Below are 18036 nucleotides of genomic sequence, written 5' to 3'. Positions count from 1 at the left end.
ACGAATGGGTTTACCGTTCGTTCATGAGTGTCGATGCGGCTGCGGACCCATTGGGTGCGAACTCCGAGGTAGGGGTGCTGCGCACCGTCATGCTGCACCGGCCGGGAGACGAGCTTCGACGCCTCACGCCGCGAAACAACGACCAGCTGCTGTTCGACGGTCTGCCGTGGGTCGATCGGGCACAGGACGAGCACGACGCGTTCGCCGATCTTCTGCGTGGTCGTGGGGTCACGGTACTGCTCCTCGGCGATCTCCTCACCGAGGCCATGACGGTCAGCGGCGCAGCGCGAATGCAGGGTATCTCCGCCGCCGTCGATGCCCGACGGCTCGGCCGGTCGCTCGCCGAGGACCTGGCCCAACATCTGCGGGGTGTGCCCGCGGCCGAGTTGGCGCAGATCCTGATGGCAGGCATGACATTCGACGAATTGCTCGAGGCGGAGACGGGGGAGCCGCAACCGATCGGGGCATCGCTGGTTCGGCGAATGCATCACGGTGGGGACTTCGTCATCGATCCGCTGCCGAACCTGTTGTTCACCCGCGACTCGTCGTTCTGGATAGACGATCGAGTGGCGATCACCTCGCTGGCTCTGCCTGCCCGAGTACGCGAGACATCGCTGACCGATCTGATCTACGCATTCCATCCGATGTTCCGGGGCGTGCGGCGCGCCTACGAGTCGCGGACGGCTCCGGTCGAGGGTGGGGACGTGTTGCTGCTCGCCCCGGGTGTGGTGGCCGTAGGAGTGGGGGAGCGCACCACGCCCGCCGGTGCAGAAGCGTTGGCGCGCAGCCTGTTCGAGGACAACCTGGCGCACAGCGTGCTGGTGGTGCCGATCGCGCAGGAGCGCGCGTCGATGCACCTGGACACGGTGTGCACCATGGTGGACACCGACGCTGTGGTGATGTACCCGGCAATTCAGGACACGTTGTCCGCCTTCACCATTCACCGCGAGGACACAGGCGTCAGTATTCGCGGGGCCGACCCGTTTCTCGAGGCGGCCGCCGATGCGATGGGCATCGGCAAGCTGCGGTTGATCGATACCGGACTCGACCATGTCACCGCCGAGCGCGAACAATGGGACGACGGAAACAACACGCTGGCCATTGCGCCGGGAGTCGTCGTCGCGTACGAGCGCAACGTCGAAACGAATGCACGGCTCGAGGCGTCGGGCATCGAGGTGCTGCGGATCTCCGGATCGGAACTGGGCTCGGGGCGAGGCGGTCCCCGATGCATGTCGTGCCCGGTGTCGCGCGAGAGGTTGTAGCGCTCTAGAGGACCGTCTGCACCTTGTCGGCGGGGCGAGCGAGCACAGTGCCCTTGTCGGTCACCACGATCGGGCGCTCGATGAGAATCGGATGCTGGGCCATCGCCGCGATCAGCGTGTCGGCGTCCGCGCCTGCGAGCCCCAGTTCCTTGTAGATGCTCTCGCGAGTTCGAATGGCCTGACGCGGTTCGAGGCCGGCGTCGGCGAGAAGCGTGCGGAGTTCGTCCTCGGTGGGTGGCGTCTCCAGGTATCGGATCACCCGCGGCACCACCCCGGCTTCCTCGATCATCTTCAGCGCTGTGCGAGAGGTGTTGCACCGCGGATTGTGGTAGACGGTTGCCGAACGGGTCATGTTTGTAATCCTGCCACGCGGGTAGCCACCCCGACAGATTCACGCCAGGAACGGAGTAGTCGATATGACCGACAAGCGCATTGTCATCGCAGGTGGCCACGGCCAGATCGCCCAACATCTGACTCAGGTGCTCACAGCGCACGGAGATCGTGCGGTGTCGCTGATTCGTAACAGCGACCACGTCGATGCCGTCACCGCGCTGGGCGCGCTGCCGCAGGTGATCGATCTCGAATCGGCTTCGGCCGAGGAGGTGGCCGCAGTGCTGGCAGGTGCCGACGCGGTCGTGTTCGCGGCAGGTGCAGGGCCCAACAGTGGCCCCGAGCGAAAGGACACGGTCGATCGTGCAGGTGCCGTGCTGCTGGCCGATGCCGCCGAGAAAGCCGGTGTTCGCCGCTATGTCCTGATCAGCTCGTTCGGTGCCGGAGAGCCGGTCGCCGAGGACTTGGACGCCGGTTGGAAGGCCTACATCAAGGCCAAAACCGCTGCGGAAGAGGATGTTTCGGCTCGAAGCGGTCTGGACTGGACAATTCTGCGACCGGGCAAGCTGACGGATGACGATCCCACCGACTCGGTGTCCCTGACCGAGCCGCCGCTGGACTCGGGCGAGGTCACTCGCGCCGACGTGGCCGCCGTGATCGCTCGGTTGCTGGAAACCGATGCAGCAGTGGGCAAGACGCTGATGTTGACGTCCGGTCCGACGTCGATCGTCGACGCAGTCGACGCGCTCGGATAGGGCATCGACCGTGCGCGTACACATCGATTCGTCGAACACCACCCCGGTGTTCGAGCAACTGCGAATGCAGATTCTGGGCCTGGTGAGATCCGGCGATCTCATTGCCGGTACCAAGATTCCGACGGTCAGGGGTCTGGCCGAGGAACTCAAGATCGCGCCGAACACGGTGGCGAAGACCTACCGTGAACTCGAGCAACAGGGGATCATCGAGACGAGGGGCCGATCCGGTTCGTTCGTCGCGTCGGGCGGCGATCCGTCACGCGACATCGCGGCTCGGGCGGCGACGGAGTTCGTCAGGACGGTCCGTTCCATCGGCCTGGACGACGACCAGGCTCGTTCGTTCCTCGAATCTGCCCTCAAAGGTGCGAGCGGCAGCTGAGTTGACGCTTCAACTTGCTTCTGTCAGGGTTGGGCTGCCCGTATAGCCCTGTCAGAAGGATGTGTCATGAATTCCACCGTCGTCCGCGACGCCGTTGCCCTCGTAGCTCGAATCGGCCTGGGTATCGTTTTCATCGCCCACGGCTGGCAGAAGCTCAACACCTACGGACTCGACGGCACCGCCGCGAGCTTCGTGACGATGAATATCCCGCTGCCCACGGCGTCCGCCTACTTCGCCACGTTCGTCGAACTCATCGGCGGCGGCGCACTCATCCTGGGGATCTTCACGCCGGTTGCCGGACTGCTGTTGTTCGTCGACATGCTCGGTGCCGCTATCTTCGTGCACTTCGACAAGGGTGTATTCGCCACGGAGGGCGGTTACGAACTGGTCGTCGCTCTCGGCGTCGGCGCGCTGCTGCTCGCCGCATTCGGTGCCGGACGCATCAGCATCGACGGACTCACCAAGGGCAAGACCGCGCTGCTGTCGTAATCGCTCAGCGCCAGCTCGGCAGCCACAACTGTTGCTGCCACATCTGCGGCGTGATCGGCATAGCGGTCAGAATCGGCCACAGCCAGACGAAGTTGGCTATCACCACGGCGAGGTACAAGGACACCAGTAGTAGTCCGGTACCTCGCCGTTCGGCCGATGCGGTGGCTTTGCCGATGATGTCGCCCAGCACCAATGCGAAGCCCATCACCATGAACGGCGCGAGCGCCACTGCGTAGAAGTAGTACATCTGTCGGTCGAGTGTGGTGAACCAGGGCAGTAGCGCTGCGGAGTACGCGACGAGCACTGTTGCGTAACGCCAGTCGCGTCGGACGAACACCGACCAGATCACCCAGGCCAGCATCGGCAGGGCCAGCCACCACATCGCTGGCGTGCCGATCAGCATGATCGCCTTCACGCACGAGGACGCCGAGCACCCGGACACACTCTCGCCGTCGGCGAAGTAGTACAGCATCGGGCGCAGGCCCATCGGCCAGGTCCACGGCTTCGATTCCCAGGGGTGGCGGTTGCCGGCCGAATTGGTCAGGCCCTCATGGAATTGCAGCACGCTGCTGCTGTAGAACCACAGGGACCGCAGCGCGTCGGGCACGAACGAGAACGGACCGCCTGCGCCGACGCCACTGCCGACCTCGTGTCGATACACGCCGGTCTCGGAGGTGAACCACGCCCACCAGGTCATCAGATACACCGCGATCGGAACGATCACCAGCGCGTACAGCGCAGGACCGATGTCGCGCAACGCTGTTCCGCGCCATGGGCGTGCGACGCCGTAGGACCGCCGCGCCGCCACATCGAATGCCACACTGAGCAATCCGAAGAACGCGATGAAGTACAGACCCGACCACTTGGTGCCGCAGGCGAGACCCAGCATGACGCCGGCCCCGAATCTCCACCAACGCACGCCCATTCGCGGCCCCAGCACACTGGCATCGATTCGACCTTCGGCCCGCACCCTCGACAGACGCCGTCGCATGTCGTCGCGGTCGACCACCAAGCAGCCCAGTGCAGCGGTGACGAAGAGAGCGAGAAAGATGTCCAGCATGCCTATTCGGCTGCTGACGAACGTCACGCCGTCGACGGTCAGCAGAATCCCTGCGATCGCACCGACGAGAGTCGATCGGGCGAGCCGTCGCACGATCCGAATGACCAGCAGTACCAACAGGGTTCCGGCCACGGCCGACGAGAAACGCCAACCCCACCCGTTGTAGCCGAACAACGCTTCCCCGACGGCGATCAACTGTTTGCCGACCGGCGGATGCACCACGAGGCCGTACGCCGGGTTGTCTTCGAGACCGCCGCCGGTCAGTACCTGATACCCCTGCGGCGCGTAGTGCTTCTCGTCGAAGACCGGGGTGCCCGCGTCGGTGGGGTAACGCAACATCGTGAACCGAGTGACCGCGCAGATGACGGTGATGACGACGGTGACGATCCAACCGCGTCGGGCATCGGTGTCGTGGAACCAGTCGCGCGCGGCAACGGTGGGCCCGGGACTGACCATCGACCGGTCGCCGGAGCGCTCAGAGGTCGTCAAGGTCACGTACCGATCGTAGGCGTTGATCGGCAGTGCCCGACACGCCGCTGTATCGCATGCGGGACACTGGAGGCATGCTCATCCTTGCCGCCACCCCGATGGGCGACGTCGGTGATGCCTCGCAGCGCCTGCGTGATGCCCTCGGCAGTGCCGAGATCGTCGCTGCCGAGGACACCCGGCGCACCAAACAACTCGCCTCGTCTCTCGGCGTGGCGATCACGGGCAGGGTCGTCAGTTTCTACGATCAGGTCGAGACGGCCCGCCTTCCGGCTCTCGTCGAGGCCGTGGCCGAGGGCAGGACGGTGCTGTTGGTCACCGACGCCGGGATGCCGTCGGTGAGCGATCCCGGATATCGCCTCGTGGCGGCATGCGTCGAGGCCGATCTGCCGGTGACGTGTCTGCCCGGTCCGTCGGCGGTGACGACCGCGCTCGCGTTGTCCGGCCTGCCCGTCGAACGGTTCTGCTTCGACGGGTTCGCGCCACGCAAGCAGGGCCAGCGTCGTACCTATTTCCGGTCGGTGCTCGCCGAACCCCGCGCCATCGTCTTCTTCGAAGCACCGCATCGTCTCGTCGCCTGCCTCGAGGACGCTGTTCACGTACTCGGTCCCGACCGGCGCGCGGCGGTGTGCCGAGAGCTCACCAAGACCTACGAGGAGGTCCGACGTGGCGGCCTCGGCGAGCTGCTCGAATGGTCGCGAGACGGAGTGCGCGGCGAGATCACCGTTGTGCTCGAAGGTGCCGTCGCCGTCGCCGAGGAACCGGAGGACCTCGTTGCCGACGTAGAGACGTTGGTGGCGTCGGGCATGCGGTTGAAGGACGCCTGCGCCCAGGTTGCCGTCGACGGCGTCTCCAAGCGTGAGGTCTACGAGGCCGTTCTCGCCGCTCGAAAAGAGCAGTAGGGGGTCAGCCCACCACTTGCTGTCGCAGGCCCTCGGTGGCCGCTTCGATGATCGTCTTGGTTCCCTTCTTCACGAGGAAGCCGGGTAGCGGGATCTTCGGGTCGACCGTCAGCTCGAACTCGACGTGGGTGCTGTTTCCCTTGGGCGTCAACGTGTATCGGCCGTCCTGGGCCTTCTGCTGAGTGCTCTCGACGAGAGTCCACGACACCTCGTTCTCGGACCAGGTGTATTCGACGAGCTGCTCGTCGTTGACGCCGATGATCGAGACGTGCATCTTGACGTGGTGCGGCTTGCCGTCGTCGAAACGATCGACCACCTCGCACTTCTTGTGGACCGGGGACCACGAGGGCAGGCCCTCGACGTCGGCGAGAACTTCGAGGATTGCCGATGCATCTGCGTCGATGTCGACTGACTTGTTCGCTGTGACTGCCATGGGGAGAAGGTATCTCAGCTTTCTCTGCTGGGGCTGACGTTCCGCGCGAACTCGCCGATCGCTCTGAGCGCGCGACGGGCCTCGGGAACGAAATCGGCTGCCTGGAACACGTGCACCTGATCCTCGTACACCTGGAGTTCGCACTCGACTCCGGCGACAGCGAGGCGCTCGGCCATGAGTTCTGCGTCGGCATAGACCATTTCGGTGGAACCGACCTGAATCAGCACCGGCGGCATGCCGGTGAGATCACCGTCGACGGGCGATACTCGCGGGCCCCGTCGGCCGTCGACGACGATGCGCGCATCGACGCGATCGGCCAGTGCGGTCAGCGCCGGAACTGCGTCGGCCGGAAAGACCGAACACTTCGATGCGTTCTCGTGATCGAGCTTGCCGGAAGGGTCCATATCGGTGAGCGGAGACATGGTGAAGATCCCTGCGGGGGCGGGCAAACCGACGGTGCGCAGCGCCAGGGTGACCATGAACGCGAGGTATCCGCCTGCCGAGTCGCCGCCCAGGACGATCTGCTCCGGTCGGTAGCCGGAATCGAGCAGGAAGCGGTACGCGTCGACGCCGTCCTCGACGGCATGGCTGATCGGGTTTCGCGGCATCATCCGGTAGTTCACCGACAGCACCGAGCCGTCGACGCTCTTCGACACGCGCGAGGTCATCCGGCGGTGGGTGCGCAGACCGCAGCAGACGAATGCGCCGCCGTGCATGTAGAGGACCACGCGATCGGTGCCGGTGCCCTCGGCGCGAATCCATTCGGCCTCGCATTCGGCCAGCATGACGCGGCTGCGGGTGGTGCCGCTGATCTGGGGGACGAGCAGTCCGGCGTAGTCGACCAACCCCATCGGCCATGGAAGCGACGGTGCCTGAGCCCAGACCGTCAGGAACGGACGCACGGTGAACTGCAGGTACTTGGACAGAATCTGCGACTGCAGGCTCGCGCCGCGGATGTCGCGTCGGCGTGCGGTGGCTGCCGGGTCGGTCGATTTCACTACGGTGAGCGCCGGATTCATAGCCGTCGCCTCCATCCCCGTCGTCGGTGCGCGGCGCGTGTGCGCCGTGCGTCGGAACCCCGCTCTATTTGGAACCCCTGGTAACGGACAATAGCGGGTACCTTTTCGTGACCGGACGTAAGGTCGTGTTCTGAGTCACATTCGGTGCAGTACCGTGACCGAAAACGAATGGAAAAGGGACAGCTCATGGCACTCATGCCCATCACGGAATCGATGTTTCTGATCGCCGAGTCACGGGAACACCCGATGCACGTGGGCGGTCTGGAGTTGTTCGTACCGCCCGGTGATCCGCACGACTTCGCCGAGGAAGTGCACCGCAAGTTCACCACCGGGGAGGTGCACGAACTCTTCCGCAAGCGGCCGTCGCGTCCGGTACAGATCATGGGCAATCTGGCCTGGGCCTTCGACCCAGATGTGGACTTCGAGTACCACGTTCGGCGCACGGTGCTGCCTGCTCCCGGTCGCATTCGTGAGCTGTTCCAATTCCTGTCGCTCAATCACAGTGCACCGCTCGATCGCTACCGTCCGATGTGGGAGCTGCACATCATCGAGGGACTGGCGGACGGCCGAATTGCGTTGTACACCAAGGTGCATCACTCGCTGGTCGACGGCGTCAGCGCACTGAAGCTGATGCAGCGCACGCTCACCACCGATCCCGACGATCGAAACGGCGTCGCAACGTGGGACCCGTCGCTGTTCGGTCGACGCAAGAAGCAGGCCGCCGTCGAGCAGCCAGGACGGCTTGCTCAGCTGGGCACCGGGCTGTCGATGGGACGCAAGATCGTCGGGGACCTGGTCGACTTCGCACCCGCGTCGGCGCGAATCGGGTTGCGCGCGTTGAAGAAAGAAGGAGCGCAGCTGCCGTTGCGGGCGCCGCGCACCATGTTCAACGTGCCCATCGGCGGTGCGCGCCGCTTCGCCGCCGAGAGCTGGTCGATCGAGCGCATCCGCACGGTCGGTACGGCACTGGATGCGACGCTCAACGACATGGTGCTCGCGATGTGCGCCGGGGCGCTGCGGGCGTACCTCATCGATCAGAACGCGTTGCCCGAGGAACCGCTGATCGCGATGGTGCCGGTCTCGCTCCGCAAGGAGGGCGACGACAGGGAGGCCGGTAACTCGGTGACGGTCATCCTGTGCAATCTGGGTACCGACGAATCCGATCCGATCCTGCGGCTGGAGCGAATCAAGGATTCGACCGTCAAGGGCAAGCAGATGATGAGCGAACTCAACACTCTCGAGGCGCTCACCGTCGGCGCAATCACCATGGCCCCGTTGCTGTTCGGCCCGGTGCCGGGATTCGTCGACTACACCCCGCCGCCGTTCAACGTCATCATCTCCAACGTGCCCGGATCCAAGGAAGATCTGTACTGGAACGGTGCGAAACTCGACGGCATCTACCCGGCATCGATCGTGGCCGACGGGCAGGCGCTCAACATCACCGTCGCCAGCAACGGCGATTCGTTGAACTTCGGGCTCATCGGATGCCGACGCAGTGTGCCGCACCTGCAGCGCATGCTGACGCATCTGGAGAACACGTTGGAGGAGCTCGAAAAGACCTTGTGAGAGCGGAGAGCTCTACTCGTACTTGGGGAACACCGGCGTCGGGGTCGGCAGTGCAGTACCGGGCACCGAACGTGTTGCGATGTCGGTGAATTCGCGATCCGACGCACCGAGCAGGTCGAGGATGCGCGACGCGGAATCGGGCATGACGGGCTGGGTCAGGATGCTCACGATGCGCAGCACCTCGATCGTCACGTACAGCACGGTGGCCATACGATCGGGGTCGGTCTTGCGCAGTACCCACGGTTGCTGCAGCGAGAAGTAGCGGTTGGTCTCACCGAGCACCGACCAGATCGCTTCGAGCGCGGAATGGATTGCCTGCACGTCGAATTCGCGTCGGCAGATCTCGAGGAGTGCATCCGCGCGAGCCAGCATCGCCTCGTCCTCGGCAGTGAATTCTCCCGGGGTCGGGAGCGCTCCGTCGAGGTTCTTGGCGACCATCGTCAGCGAACGCTGCGCGAGGTTGCCGAGTTCGTTGGACAGGTCGGCGTTGACGCGAGCGACGATGGCCTCGTGGCTGTAGCTGCCGTCCTGACCGAACGAGACCTCACGCAGGAAGAAGAAGCGCACCGGATCGAGACCGTAGTTCTCCACCAACGACTTCGGGTCGAGAACGTTGCCGAGAGACTTGGACATCTTCTCGCCCTTGACGTTCAGGAACCCGTGCACGAACACCCGCTTGGGAAGCTCGATGCCCGCGGACATCAGGAACGCAGGCCAATAGACGGTGTGGAAGCGGGTGATGTCCTTGCCGATGATGTGCAGATCGGCCGGCCAGAACTTCCGGTACGACTCCGACTCGATGTCGGGATAGCCGGCACCGGTGAGGTAGTTGGTGAGTGCGTCGACCCACACGTACATCACGTGCGCGGGATCGCCGGGCACCGGCACACCCCAGTCGAATGTGGTTCGGGAGATCGACAGGTCGCGCAGGCCGCCCTTGACGAAGTTCACGATCTCGTTGCGGCGCGTGTTCGGTGCGATGAAGTCCGGCGACGCGTCGTACAGCGCGAGCAGTTTGTCCTGGTACTGCGACAGCTTGAAGAAGTACGACGACTCCTCGGTCCACTCGACCGGAGTGTTCGTCTCCGTCGCGACGCGCGAGCCGTCCTCGCCGAGGGTGGTCTCGGCCTCGGTGTAGAACGCCTCGTCTCGCACCGAGTACCAGCCGGAGTAGGAGTCGAGATAGATGTCGCCGTTCGCTTCCATCCGCTTCCACAGCTCCTGGCTGGCGGCGTGGTGATCGGCGTCGGTGGTGCGGATGAAGCGTCCGTAGGAGATCTTCAGCAGGTCCTGCGCAGTCTGGAATGCGTCGGAGTTGCGCGCCGCGAGCTCGCGCACGTCCACGCCCTCGGTCTGCGCGGTCTGCTGCATCTTCAGGCCGTGCTCGTCGGTGCCCGTCAGGAATCGCACGTCGTAGCCGTCGAGGCGCTTGAAGCGCGCGATGGTGTCGGTGGCGATGTACTCGTAGGCGTGTCCGATGTGGGGAGCGCCGTTGGGGTAGGCGATCGCCGTGGTGACGTAGAAGGGTGGCCGAGAGGCATCAGCTGGCGCAGTCATGGTGCGCCTACTCTAACGATCGTGAGTAGAGACCGTCCCGCACCACCGTTGCCCGAGCCCGTCGGCACCCTCGTCGACGCCCACACCCACCTCGATGCGTGCGGCGCGACCGACGCGGCGAGTGTGGCCGCCATCGTGGACAAGGCCGAGTCCGTCGGTGTCACGCGCGTGGTCACGATCGCCGACGATCTCGAGGCCGCGCGCTTCGCCGTCGACGCGGCGTCCTGGGATCCGCGGGTCTGGGCCGCGGTCGCGATTCATCCCACCCGCGCGAACGTGCTCGACGACGCAGCCAAGGCCGAGATCGAGCGGTTGGCGTCCGACCCTCGTGTGGTCGCCGTGGGGGAGACCGGGCTGGACTACTACTGGCCCGGCAAGCTCGACGGGTGCGCGACGGTGGCCGAGCAGCACGAGGGATTTCGCTGGCACATCGACCTGGCGAAGCGGCTGGGCAAGCCGTTGATGATTCACAACCGCGAGGCCGACGAGGACCTACTGGCCGTTCTGACGGCGGAGGGCGCCCCCGAGACGGTGATCTTCCACTGCTTCTCCGGCGGTCCCGAGACCGCGAAGGCATGCGTCGACGCCGGCTACGTTCTCAGCTTCTCCGGAACGGTCAGTTTCAAGAACGCGCACGCGCTTCGGGAGGCCGCGGTGCTGGTACCGAACGAGCTGGTGTTGGTGGAGACCGACGCACCCTTTCTCACTCCGCATCCGTTCCGTGGTGCCCCCAACGAGTCGTACTGCCTGCCGTACACGGCCCGGGCGTTGGCCGAGATTCGCGGCCAAGATCCGGCAGAGCTCGCTGCGCACGCCACGGCAAATGCCGAGAGGGTGTACGGCCTCTAGCTGCTGAAGTTGCGGCGTGGGTACTAATTCGTTACCGTACCGTGACCGAACTCGGGCGTTTCCACGCCGAAGTCACGCTCGCAACCGCCAGGAATACGAAACTTGTCGACTATCAGACGCCTCAACTCCGCCCGTTCGACCACTCTCTACCTGGTCATCGCGGCCCTGTTGATGACGCTCGTCGCCGGCGGTGTGATGGCCGTGAGCCGTCACAAGACCGTGACCATCGACGTCGACGGCGACATGATTTCGCTGAGCACGATGAAAACCGACGTCAACAGCGCCCTCGTCGACGCCGGCTATGCCCCGTCGGACAAGGATCTGGTGGTTCCCGCTCCCGATTCCGGTCTGAGCGACGGCGACACCGTGGTCCTGCGCCGCGCCCGCGAGATCACGCTGAACGTCGACGGCAAGCCCGAGGACATCTGGACCACCGCGTTGACCGTCGAAGAAGCACTGCAGCAGACCGGCCTGGCCGAGGACGTGCACGTGTCCGCCTCGCGCTCGGAGCGGCTGCCTCTCGACGGCACCGAGTTGGACGTGGCGCTGCCCAAGCAGGTCTCGCTGGTCGACGGCGGAGCCCCCGCCGCGCCGGTCACCCTGGCCGCACCGACCGTGCGTGAATTTCTCGAAGCAGCCGGAGCGCCGCTCGAGGAAGCCGACACCGTCAGCCCCGATCCCGACGCCACCGTCACCGACGGCACCGAGATCGTCGTCACCCGTGACCGCACGGTCACCAAGACCGAGACCACCGATACCGATGCTCCCGAGCAGCGCATCGAAGATCCGACGATGAACATGAGCCGTACCGTCGTCGAGAACCCGGGTGCTCCTGGCGTCTCCGACATCACCTGGAAGATCAACATGGTGAACGGCGTCGAGGTCGGTCGCGAGAAGGTCGACGAGACGGTTCAGGTACCCGCGCAGCCGAAGACCGTTCGCGTCGGAGCCAAGCCGGGCACCGAGGTGCCGCCGGTGGAGAACGGTGCGATCTGGGACGCGCTCGCGCAGTGCGAAGCGACCGGCAACTGGGCGATCAACACCGGTAACGGCTTCTACGGTGGCGTGCAGTTCGACCAGAACACCTGGGAACGTCAGGGCGGCCTCAAATACGCCCCGCGCGCCGACCTCGCCACCCGCGAAGAGCAGATCGCCATCGCGTCGGTGACGCAGAAGTCGCAGGGCTGGGGCGCATGGCCCGCATGCACCTCGCGCTTGGGTTATCGCTGACTGTTCCGGGTCGTTCCGCAGGCTCCACTCCTGCGTTTCCGGGTCGTTCCGCGGGCTCCACTCCTGCGTTTCCGGGTCGTTCCGCAGGCTCCACTCCTGCCCACGTAGAGTTTCCGCCGTGTCAGAACATGTGAGGGGAGCTGCGGCTCTGCTCGGCCCCGCCGAGGTGCGCTCCCTCGCCGCCGAGCTCGATGTGCGTCCCACCAAGCAGCTCGGCCAGAACTTCGTACACGACGCCAATACCGTTCGACGCATCGTCGCCTCCGCGGGCGTGGGCCCGCAGGACACGGTCCTCGAGGTCGGCCCCGGCCTCGGATCGCTGACACTCGCGCTGCTCGATGTCGCCGAGGCCGTCATCGCCGTCGAGATCGACCCCAAGCTCGCGACCCGTCTGCCGACCACGGTGGCCGATCGGGCCCCCACTCTGGCCGAGCGCCTGACGGTGATCGAGGCCGACGCCCTTCGCATTCGTGCCGCGGACATCGCCGGGGAGCCGACCGCCTTGGTGGCGAATCTGCCCTACAACGTCGCGGTTCCCGTGCTGATTCATCTGTTCTCGGAACTGCCGAGTCTTCGTGTCGCCGTGGTGATGGTCCAGGCCGAGGTGGCCGACCGGCTCGCCGCGGTGCCGGGAAGCAAGATCTACGGCATCCCCAGCGTCAAGGCCCGATTCTTCGGTGACGTCAAAAGGGCAGGCGCAGTGGGTCGTTCGGTGTTCTGGCCGGTGCCCAAGGTCGAATCGGGACTGGTGCGCATCGATCGGTACGCCGAGCCGCCGTGGCCCACCGACACCGCGCATCGCAAGGCCGTGTTCGCGGTGATCGATGCCGCATTCGCGCAGCGACGCAAGACTCTACGGGCAGCTCTCGCCGGTTGGGCCGGCTCACCGGTGGCAGCCGAACGCCGGTTGCGTGAGGCCGGAATCGACCCCACGGCGCGAGGCGAAACCATCGACGCCGCAGCGTTCGTCCGCTTGGCCGCCACCGAAGCCTGAGGGCCTCTCTACAGGTGGATGTCCGACAGTCGCGTCAGCTCGGTCCACCTCGACGCTTCGGCACGGGCTGCGGCCACCGGTGCGTAGCGATCGGCCTCGATCAGGACATCCAGCTCGAGACCGGTCATCGACGCGATGTCGGCCACCGGAACCTGGTAGGTCCGGTACGGGCCGAGCGGCGGGGGATCGGTCTCGAGCCGCAGCGGCTTGTCGAGGATCGGGTCGAGCGACGGCGACTGATCGAGCACGTATCCGGTGCATGCGGGAGTCGAATCCTGCGACCACGCCGCGATCTTGAAGAACTGCCGAGGAATGGCGACGCCTCGGTAGATCGGATCGTTTTCGGCGAAGATGCAGCCGCTGAAGACCGAGAGCTTTCGGCCGTACTGCTCGGCGTTTTCCAGGACGTAGTCCTCGAGCCCGAGCCACAGTGTCTTCGACTGGTTCAGCGTGGCCGTCTGCGGCGCGCACACGGTGTAGTGGAACGTGTCCTCGTTGGCGCGCTCGGCCACCGCACGCTCACCCCACACCGGATCTCGCCTCCGAACCAGATGCCCGCGATCGAGATCGTTGTTCTTGTACAACTCGTTGCCGGCCTGCTGCGCAGCCGGTAGCCGATCGTCGAGTCGCCAATTGTCTCCCCGATCGACGTCCTTCAGGCTCGCGCCGTCGATGTTGACGCCGGTGACCGCGGCGAGGCGTCGGGCAGGGTCGATGGACACCGAGAAGTGGGTGTACGGCAGCACCACCACGTCAGCGCGGTCGGGCAACGGAACGTCGATGTCGGCCAGGAACTTCGGGTCGAAACCGAGTGGTGTCGTCATCTGCCCATTGACTCACGTACCGGTTACCGGAGGGTGAACCGCCGCGAGGTATCGCTCGTTCAGCCTCGCGTGCCGCTCGGCCACGACGCGGCATTCCTCGCGCAGTTCCGGCGGATCGAGCACCGTGAAGTCGGTGTCGAACGCCGCCAGCCACCGCGCGATCGACGGCAGTGAATCTCCGGCCAACACCACCGCGCAGGTGCGCTCGTCGATGGATTCGAGTGTGCCCCATTGCTCGTCGATCATCGGAGCGATCGTCTCGAGGGGCGCGTGCAACGCGATCCGGGCCTGAACTCGGGCGAACGCACTATCGATTCCCTTCGAGACGAACGCCGCCGCACCGCCCGGCGGCAGCTGCCGGGGTGTGAACCGCGGACCCGTCGGAATCTTCGGAATCAGGCGATCCACCCGATACGACCGCCAATCCTCCCGCAGCACATCCCAACCCAGTAGATACCAGCGCGCCCCCGCCCGTACCAGGCTGTACGGCTCCACCTCGCGCCTGGACTCGGAACCGTCGTGCTTGCGGTAGTCGAACCGCAACCGCTCGTGTGCGTGGCACACCGCCGCCACCGCGGACAGCACCGACGCATCCACCGCCGAACGCGGTGTCTGTTCCACCACGTCGATGCGCAACGCGTCGAGCCGATGCTGGAGGCGTGAGGGCATCACCTGCCGCAGCTTCGTCAACGCCCGCAACGACGCCTCCCCGATACCCGCCACCGAGCCACCCGCCGCGGACTGCAACCCGAACGCCACCGCCAGCGCTTCGTCGTCGTCGAGCAGTAGTGGGGGCATTTCGGCACCGGGACCGAGTTGATAGCCGCCTCCGACTCCCGGCGTCGCATTGACCGGGTAACCGATGTCGCGCAGCTTGTCCACATCGCGCCGCAGCGTGCGAGGAGTGACGTCGAGCCGCTCGGCCAGTTCCGCGCCCGCCCAGTCACGACGCGTCTGCAACAGAGACAACAATCGCAACAACCGAGCCGATGTTTCCTTCATGACGTCACGATGCCACGCAATGCGGACAACTACAGTCCGCATTGGCCCGTCGTCCCCGCCCTGGTGGTGAACTCGGCCGCTGTTTCTCCACTACTGTGGTTACTCGTGCTGTCTGTCGTTCCCACACCCGTCGTCGTTCGGGCCCCGTCGAAGGTGAATCTGCATCTGTCGGTCGGTGACCTGCGTCCCGACGGCTTCCACGAGCTGACGACGGTGTTCCAGGCGCTCTCGCTCTCCGACGAACTGTCGGTGGTTCCGGCCAAGACGCTCTCGGTTCGGGTGCGAGGCGACGACGCGAGGGTGGTTCCCACCGATTCGCGGAATCTGGTGTGGAAGGCCGCCGAGTTGCTGGGGCATCGGGTGGGGCGAGAGCCGTCGGTGGAGATCACCATCGACAAGGGAATCCCGGTGGCCGGTGGCATGGCAGGCGGAAGTGCCGATGCCGCCGCGACTCTGGTGGCACTGAACGCGATGTGGCATCTCGATCTCTCGCGTGACGAGCTCGACGAGGTGGCGGCCCAACTCGGCAGCGACGTGCCGTTCTCGTTGCACGGCGGAACCGCGGTCGGAACCGGTCGCGGGGAGAAGCTGCTTCCGGTGCTCTCGCGCAACAGTTTTCACTGGGTGCTGGCGTTGGCGAAGGGCGGTCTGCAGACGCCCGCCGTCTACAACGAACTCGACGAACTGCGTGCCAAGGGTGAGCCGCCTCGCCTCGGCGGCACCGAGGATCTGATGCATGCGCTGGCGTCCGGCGATGCGCGTGCGCTCGCGCCGCTGCTCGGCAACGATCTGCAGGCCGCTGCGGTGTCGCTGATGCCGCAGTTGCGTCGCACGCTGCGTGCGGGAGTCACCGCCGGGGCGTTGGCGGGCATCGTGTCCGGCTCGGGCCCCACCTGTGCGTTCCTGTGCGCCGACGCCGATGCGGCGGTGTCGGTGAGCGCTGAATTGTCCGGTGCCGGTGTGTGCCGCACCGTCCGTGTTGCGAGTGGGCCGGTTCCCGGTGCTCGTGTTGTCACTAGTGAATCGATTGGTTTTTCCTGATGGTCAATCTCGTCAATCTCGAAAACGTCAGCAAGTCCTTCGGCGTCAAGCCGCTGCTCGACGGCGTCTCCCTCGGCGTGCAGGAGGGCGAACGGATCGGCATGGTCGGCCTCAATGGCGGCGGTAAGACCACGACACTCGAGGTGCTCGCCGGCATCGAGCCGCCCGATTCGGGACGCGTCAGCCGCGTCAACGGTCTGCGGATGGCCGTCGTGACGCAGCGCGGCGTGTTGCCTCCCGGTTCGACCGTCGGCCAGGTTGTCCTCGACCCACTCGGAATGGCCGAGCACGAGTGGGCGGGCGACTCTCGGGTGCGAAACATCCTGACGGGCATCGGTATTGCCGATCTCGGGCCTGCAGGAAGTTCGGGACTCGACGCGCCGATCGACAACCTCTCGGGCGGCGAGCGTCGACGAGTGGCGTTGGCAGCGGCCCTGGTTCAGGATCTCGACCTGCTGGTCCTCGACGAGCCGACCAACCACCTCGACGTCGAGGGCGTGCAATGGTTGGCAGCGCACCTGGTCAGCCGTCGCAGTGCGCTGGTGGTCGTCACCCACGATCGCTGGTTCCTCGACACCGTCGCCAATCGCACGTGGGAAGTGGTCGGCGGTGGCGTCGAGGCCTACGAGGGTGGCTACAACGACTGGGTGTTCGCGCGTGCCGAGCGGTCCCGCCAGGCGGACGCGTCCGAGGAGCGTCGACGCAACCTCGCGCGCAAGGAGTTGGCGTGGCTGCGCCGCGGTGCCCCGGCCCGCACGTCCAAGCCCAAGTACCGCATCGAGGCAGCCGAGGCTCTGATCGCCGACGTTCCCGCCCCACGTGACTCCGTCGCGCTGTCCTCGTTCGCCCAGCGCCGTCTCGGCAAGGTCGTCATCGAGCTCGAGGACGCGCGCCTCGAGACCCCCGACGGCCGCGAATTGGTGAAGGACTTCACCTGGCGTCTGGCTCCCGGTGAGCGCGTCGGTCTCGTCGGCGTCAACGGTTCGGGTAAGACGACGATGCTCCGTACGCTCGCCGGTGAACTGCAGCCTGCCGCAGGTAAGCGCATCCAAGGCCAGACCGTCAAGATCGGTTGGCTGAAGCAGGAATTGGACGACCTGCCCAAGAAGCTGCGTGTTCTCGACGCGGTCAAGGAGGTGGCCGAGCGGATCACCCTGGGCGACAGAGAGATCTCTGCGGGCCAGCTCGCGGAGCGGCTCGGCTTCACCCCGGCGCGTCAGCGCACCCCCGTCGGAGATCTCTCCGGTGGCGAGCGTCGTCGGCTGCAGCTCACTCGCGTGTTGATGGCCGAGCCGAACGTGCTGCTGCTCGACGAGCCGACCAACGATCTGGACATCGACACCCTGCAGCAGCTCGAGGACATCCTCGACGGCTGGGCGGGCACCCTCGTCGTCATCAGTCACGATCGGTACCTGATCGAGCGCATCTGTGATTCGACGTGGGCATTGTTCGGCGACGGCAAGCTCACCAACCTTCCCGGCGGCATCGAGGAGTACCTGCGCAGGCGGGCCATCCTCGCCGCCGACGCGACGCCGGACTCGTTGACCACCGGCGGGGCACCGCGCAAGGCCACCCGTGATGCGGCCTCCGAGCGCGCGGCCCGCAAGGAACTCAGCAAGCTCGAGAAGCTCGTCCTTCGGCTCTCCAAGCGTGAGGTCGAGTTGCACGCCGAACTGGTCGACGCGTCCACCGAGCAGGGCAAGCTCGTCGCCCTCGACACCGAGCTCAAGCAGGTCCTCGCCGACAAGGATGTCGCCGAGGAACGATGGATGGAACTGGCCGCAGAGCTGGAGTAGAGCCTGCGGCATGTGAGTGGCTGAGTAATGGGTCGTTCCGCAGGCTCCACTCTGAGAAATGG

Annotated in this window: 18 protein-coding genes; 11 read left to right on the top strand and 7 right to left on the bottom strand. The window is 65.6% G+C overall.

The window, feature by feature from the left end; genetic code table 11:
- The first annotated feature begins 23 nt into the window (after nt 1-23).
- Nucleotides 24-1262, top strand: a complete 1239-nt coding sequence (locus CH302_RS01335) for an arginine deiminase (protein WP_037191983.1) — start codon at nt 24-26, stop codon at nt 1260-1262.
- Nucleotides 1263-1266: 4 nt separating this feature from the next.
- On the opposite strand, the gene arsC is transcribed toward CH302_RS01335, so the two are convergent.
- Nucleotides 1267-1614 (bottom strand): arsenate reductase (glutaredoxin), encoded by a 348-nt coding sequence (gene arsC / locus CH302_RS01330; RefSeq protein WP_037191985.1) that lies wholly within the window; start codon nt 1612-1614, stop codon nt 1267-1269.
- Nucleotides 1615-1678: 64 nt separating this feature from the next.
- Between arsC and CH302_RS01325 the strand changes: the two genes are divergently transcribed.
- From CH302_RS01325 to CH302_RS01315, 3 genes are all read left to right on the top strand, one after another.
- A complete protein-coding gene (locus CH302_RS01325; RefSeq protein WP_037191988.1) occupies nt 1679-2347 on the top strand; it encodes an SDR family oxidoreductase in 669 nt (222 codons plus the stop codon).
- Between the two features lie 10 nt (nt 2348-2357).
- On the top strand, nt 2358-2726 hold the full coding sequence (locus tag CH302_RS01320; RefSeq protein ID WP_037191990.1) for a GntR family transcriptional regulator: 369 nt from the start codon (nt 2358-2360) through the stop codon (nt 2724-2726).
- Nucleotides 2727-2792: 66 nt separating this feature from the next.
- The gene (locus CH302_RS01315) at nt 2793-3215 is read left to right on the top strand and encodes a DoxX family protein (RefSeq protein WP_037191991.1); all 423 of its coding nucleotides are present in this window, start codon (nt 2793-2795) and stop codon (nt 3213-3215) included.
- A gap of 4 nt (nt 3216-3219) precedes the next feature.
- Here the strand turns inward: CH302_RS01315 and CH302_RS01310 are convergent, their stop codons facing one another.
- Entirely contained in the window at nt 3220-4731 is a 1512-nt protein-coding gene (locus tag CH302_RS01310) for a dolichyl-phosphate-mannose--protein mannosyltransferase (protein ID WP_037192248.1), read from the bottom strand.
- A 107-nt stretch (nt 4732-4838) separates the two neighbouring features.
- Between CH302_RS01310 and rsmI the strand changes: the two genes are divergently transcribed.
- On the top strand, nt 4839-5663 hold the full coding sequence (gene rsmI, locus CH302_RS01305; protein WP_230596308.1) for a 16S rRNA (cytidine(1402)-2'-O)-methyltransferase: 825 nt from the start codon (nt 4839-4841) through the stop codon (nt 5661-5663).
- A 4-nt stretch (nt 5664-5667) separates the two neighbouring features.
- On the opposite strand, the gene CH302_RS01300 is transcribed toward rsmI, so the two are convergent.
- Both CH302_RS01300 and CH302_RS01295 read right to left on the bottom strand, forming a co-directional pair.
- Complete coding sequence (locus CH302_RS01300) at nt 5668-6096, bottom strand: SRPBCC family protein (protein WP_037191993.1); 429 nt, start codon at nt 6094-6096, stop codon at nt 5668-5670.
- 14 nt (nt 6097-6110) lie between these two features.
- Nucleotides 6111-7130 (bottom strand): alpha/beta hydrolase, encoded by a 1020-nt coding sequence (locus tag CH302_RS01295; protein ID WP_037191995.1) that lies wholly within the window; start codon nt 7128-7130, stop codon nt 6111-6113.
- A gap of 171 nt (nt 7131-7301) precedes the next feature.
- Here CH302_RS01295 and CH302_RS01290 point away from each other — a divergent pair, with 171 nt between their 5' ends.
- Nucleotides 7302-8681: a WS/DGAT/MGAT family O-acyltransferase gene (locus CH302_RS01290; RefSeq protein ID WP_037192253.1), complete on the top strand. Its 1380-nt coding sequence runs from the start codon at nt 7302-7304 to the stop codon at nt 8679-8681.
- 12 nt (nt 8682-8693) lie between these two features.
- Here CH302_RS01290 and metG read toward each other — a convergent pair whose 3' ends face one another.
- The gene (gene metG, locus CH302_RS01285; protein ID WP_037191997.1) at nt 8694-10238 is read right to left on the bottom strand and encodes a methionine--tRNA ligase; all 1545 of its coding nucleotides are present in this window, start codon (nt 10236-10238) and stop codon (nt 8694-8696) included.
- 21 nt (nt 10239-10259) lie between these two features.
- On the opposite strand from metG, the gene CH302_RS01280 reads away from it, so the two are divergent.
- From CH302_RS01280 to rsmA, 3 genes are all read left to right on the top strand, one after another.
- Nucleotides 10260-11087: a TatD family hydrolase gene (locus CH302_RS01280; protein ID WP_037191999.1), complete on the top strand. Its 828-nt coding sequence runs from the start codon at nt 10260-10262 to the stop codon at nt 11085-11087.
- A gap of 102 nt (nt 11088-11189) precedes the next feature.
- Nucleotides 11190-12317, top strand: a complete 1128-nt coding sequence (locus tag CH302_RS01275) for a resuscitation-promoting factor (RefSeq protein ID WP_037192001.1) — start codon at nt 11190-11192, stop codon at nt 12315-12317.
- Nucleotides 12318-12435: 118 nt separating this feature from the next.
- Nucleotides 12436-13311, top strand: coding sequence for a 16S rRNA (adenine(1518)-N(6)/adenine(1519)-N(6))-dimethyltransferase RsmA (rsmA, locus tag CH302_RS01270; RefSeq protein WP_037192003.1), 876 nt, complete (start codon nt 12436-12438; stop codon nt 13309-13311).
- Nucleotides 13312-13319: 8 nt separating this feature from the next.
- On the opposite strand, the gene CH302_RS01265 is transcribed toward rsmA, so the two are convergent.
- On the bottom strand, nt 13320-14135 hold the full coding sequence (locus CH302_RS01265) for a DNA/RNA non-specific endonuclease (RefSeq protein WP_094633131.1): 816 nt from the start codon (nt 14133-14135) through the stop codon (nt 13320-13322).
- A gap of 12 nt (nt 14136-14147) precedes the next feature.
- Nucleotides 14148-15137, bottom strand: coding sequence for a helix-turn-helix transcriptional regulator (locus tag CH302_RS01260; RefSeq protein ID WP_037192010.1), 990 nt, complete (start codon nt 15135-15137; stop codon nt 14148-14150).
- Between the two features lie 105 nt (nt 15138-15242).
- On the opposite strand from CH302_RS01260, the gene CH302_RS01255 reads away from it, so the two are divergent.
- Nucleotides 15243-16178 (top strand): 4-(cytidine 5'-diphospho)-2-C-methyl-D-erythritol kinase, encoded by a 936-nt coding sequence (locus CH302_RS01255; protein ID WP_037192257.1) that lies wholly within the window; start codon nt 15243-15245, stop codon nt 16176-16178.
- Entirely contained in the window at nt 16178-17974 is a 1797-nt protein-coding gene (locus CH302_RS01250) for an ABC-F family ATP-binding cassette domain-containing protein (RefSeq protein WP_037192012.1), read from the top strand. The genes CH302_RS01255 and CH302_RS01250 overlap by 1 nt, the downstream gene beginning before the upstream one ends.
- The last annotated feature ends 62 nt before the right edge of the window (nt 17975-18036 follow it).

This window comes from Rhodococcus sp. 15-2388-1-1a (assembly GCF_002259145.1).
In the GTDB taxonomy this organism is placed as follows: Bacteria; Actinomycetota; Actinomycetes; order Mycobacteriales; family Mycobacteriaceae; genus Rhodococcoides.
This window is presented reverse-complemented; position numbering and strand designations above follow the sequence as displayed.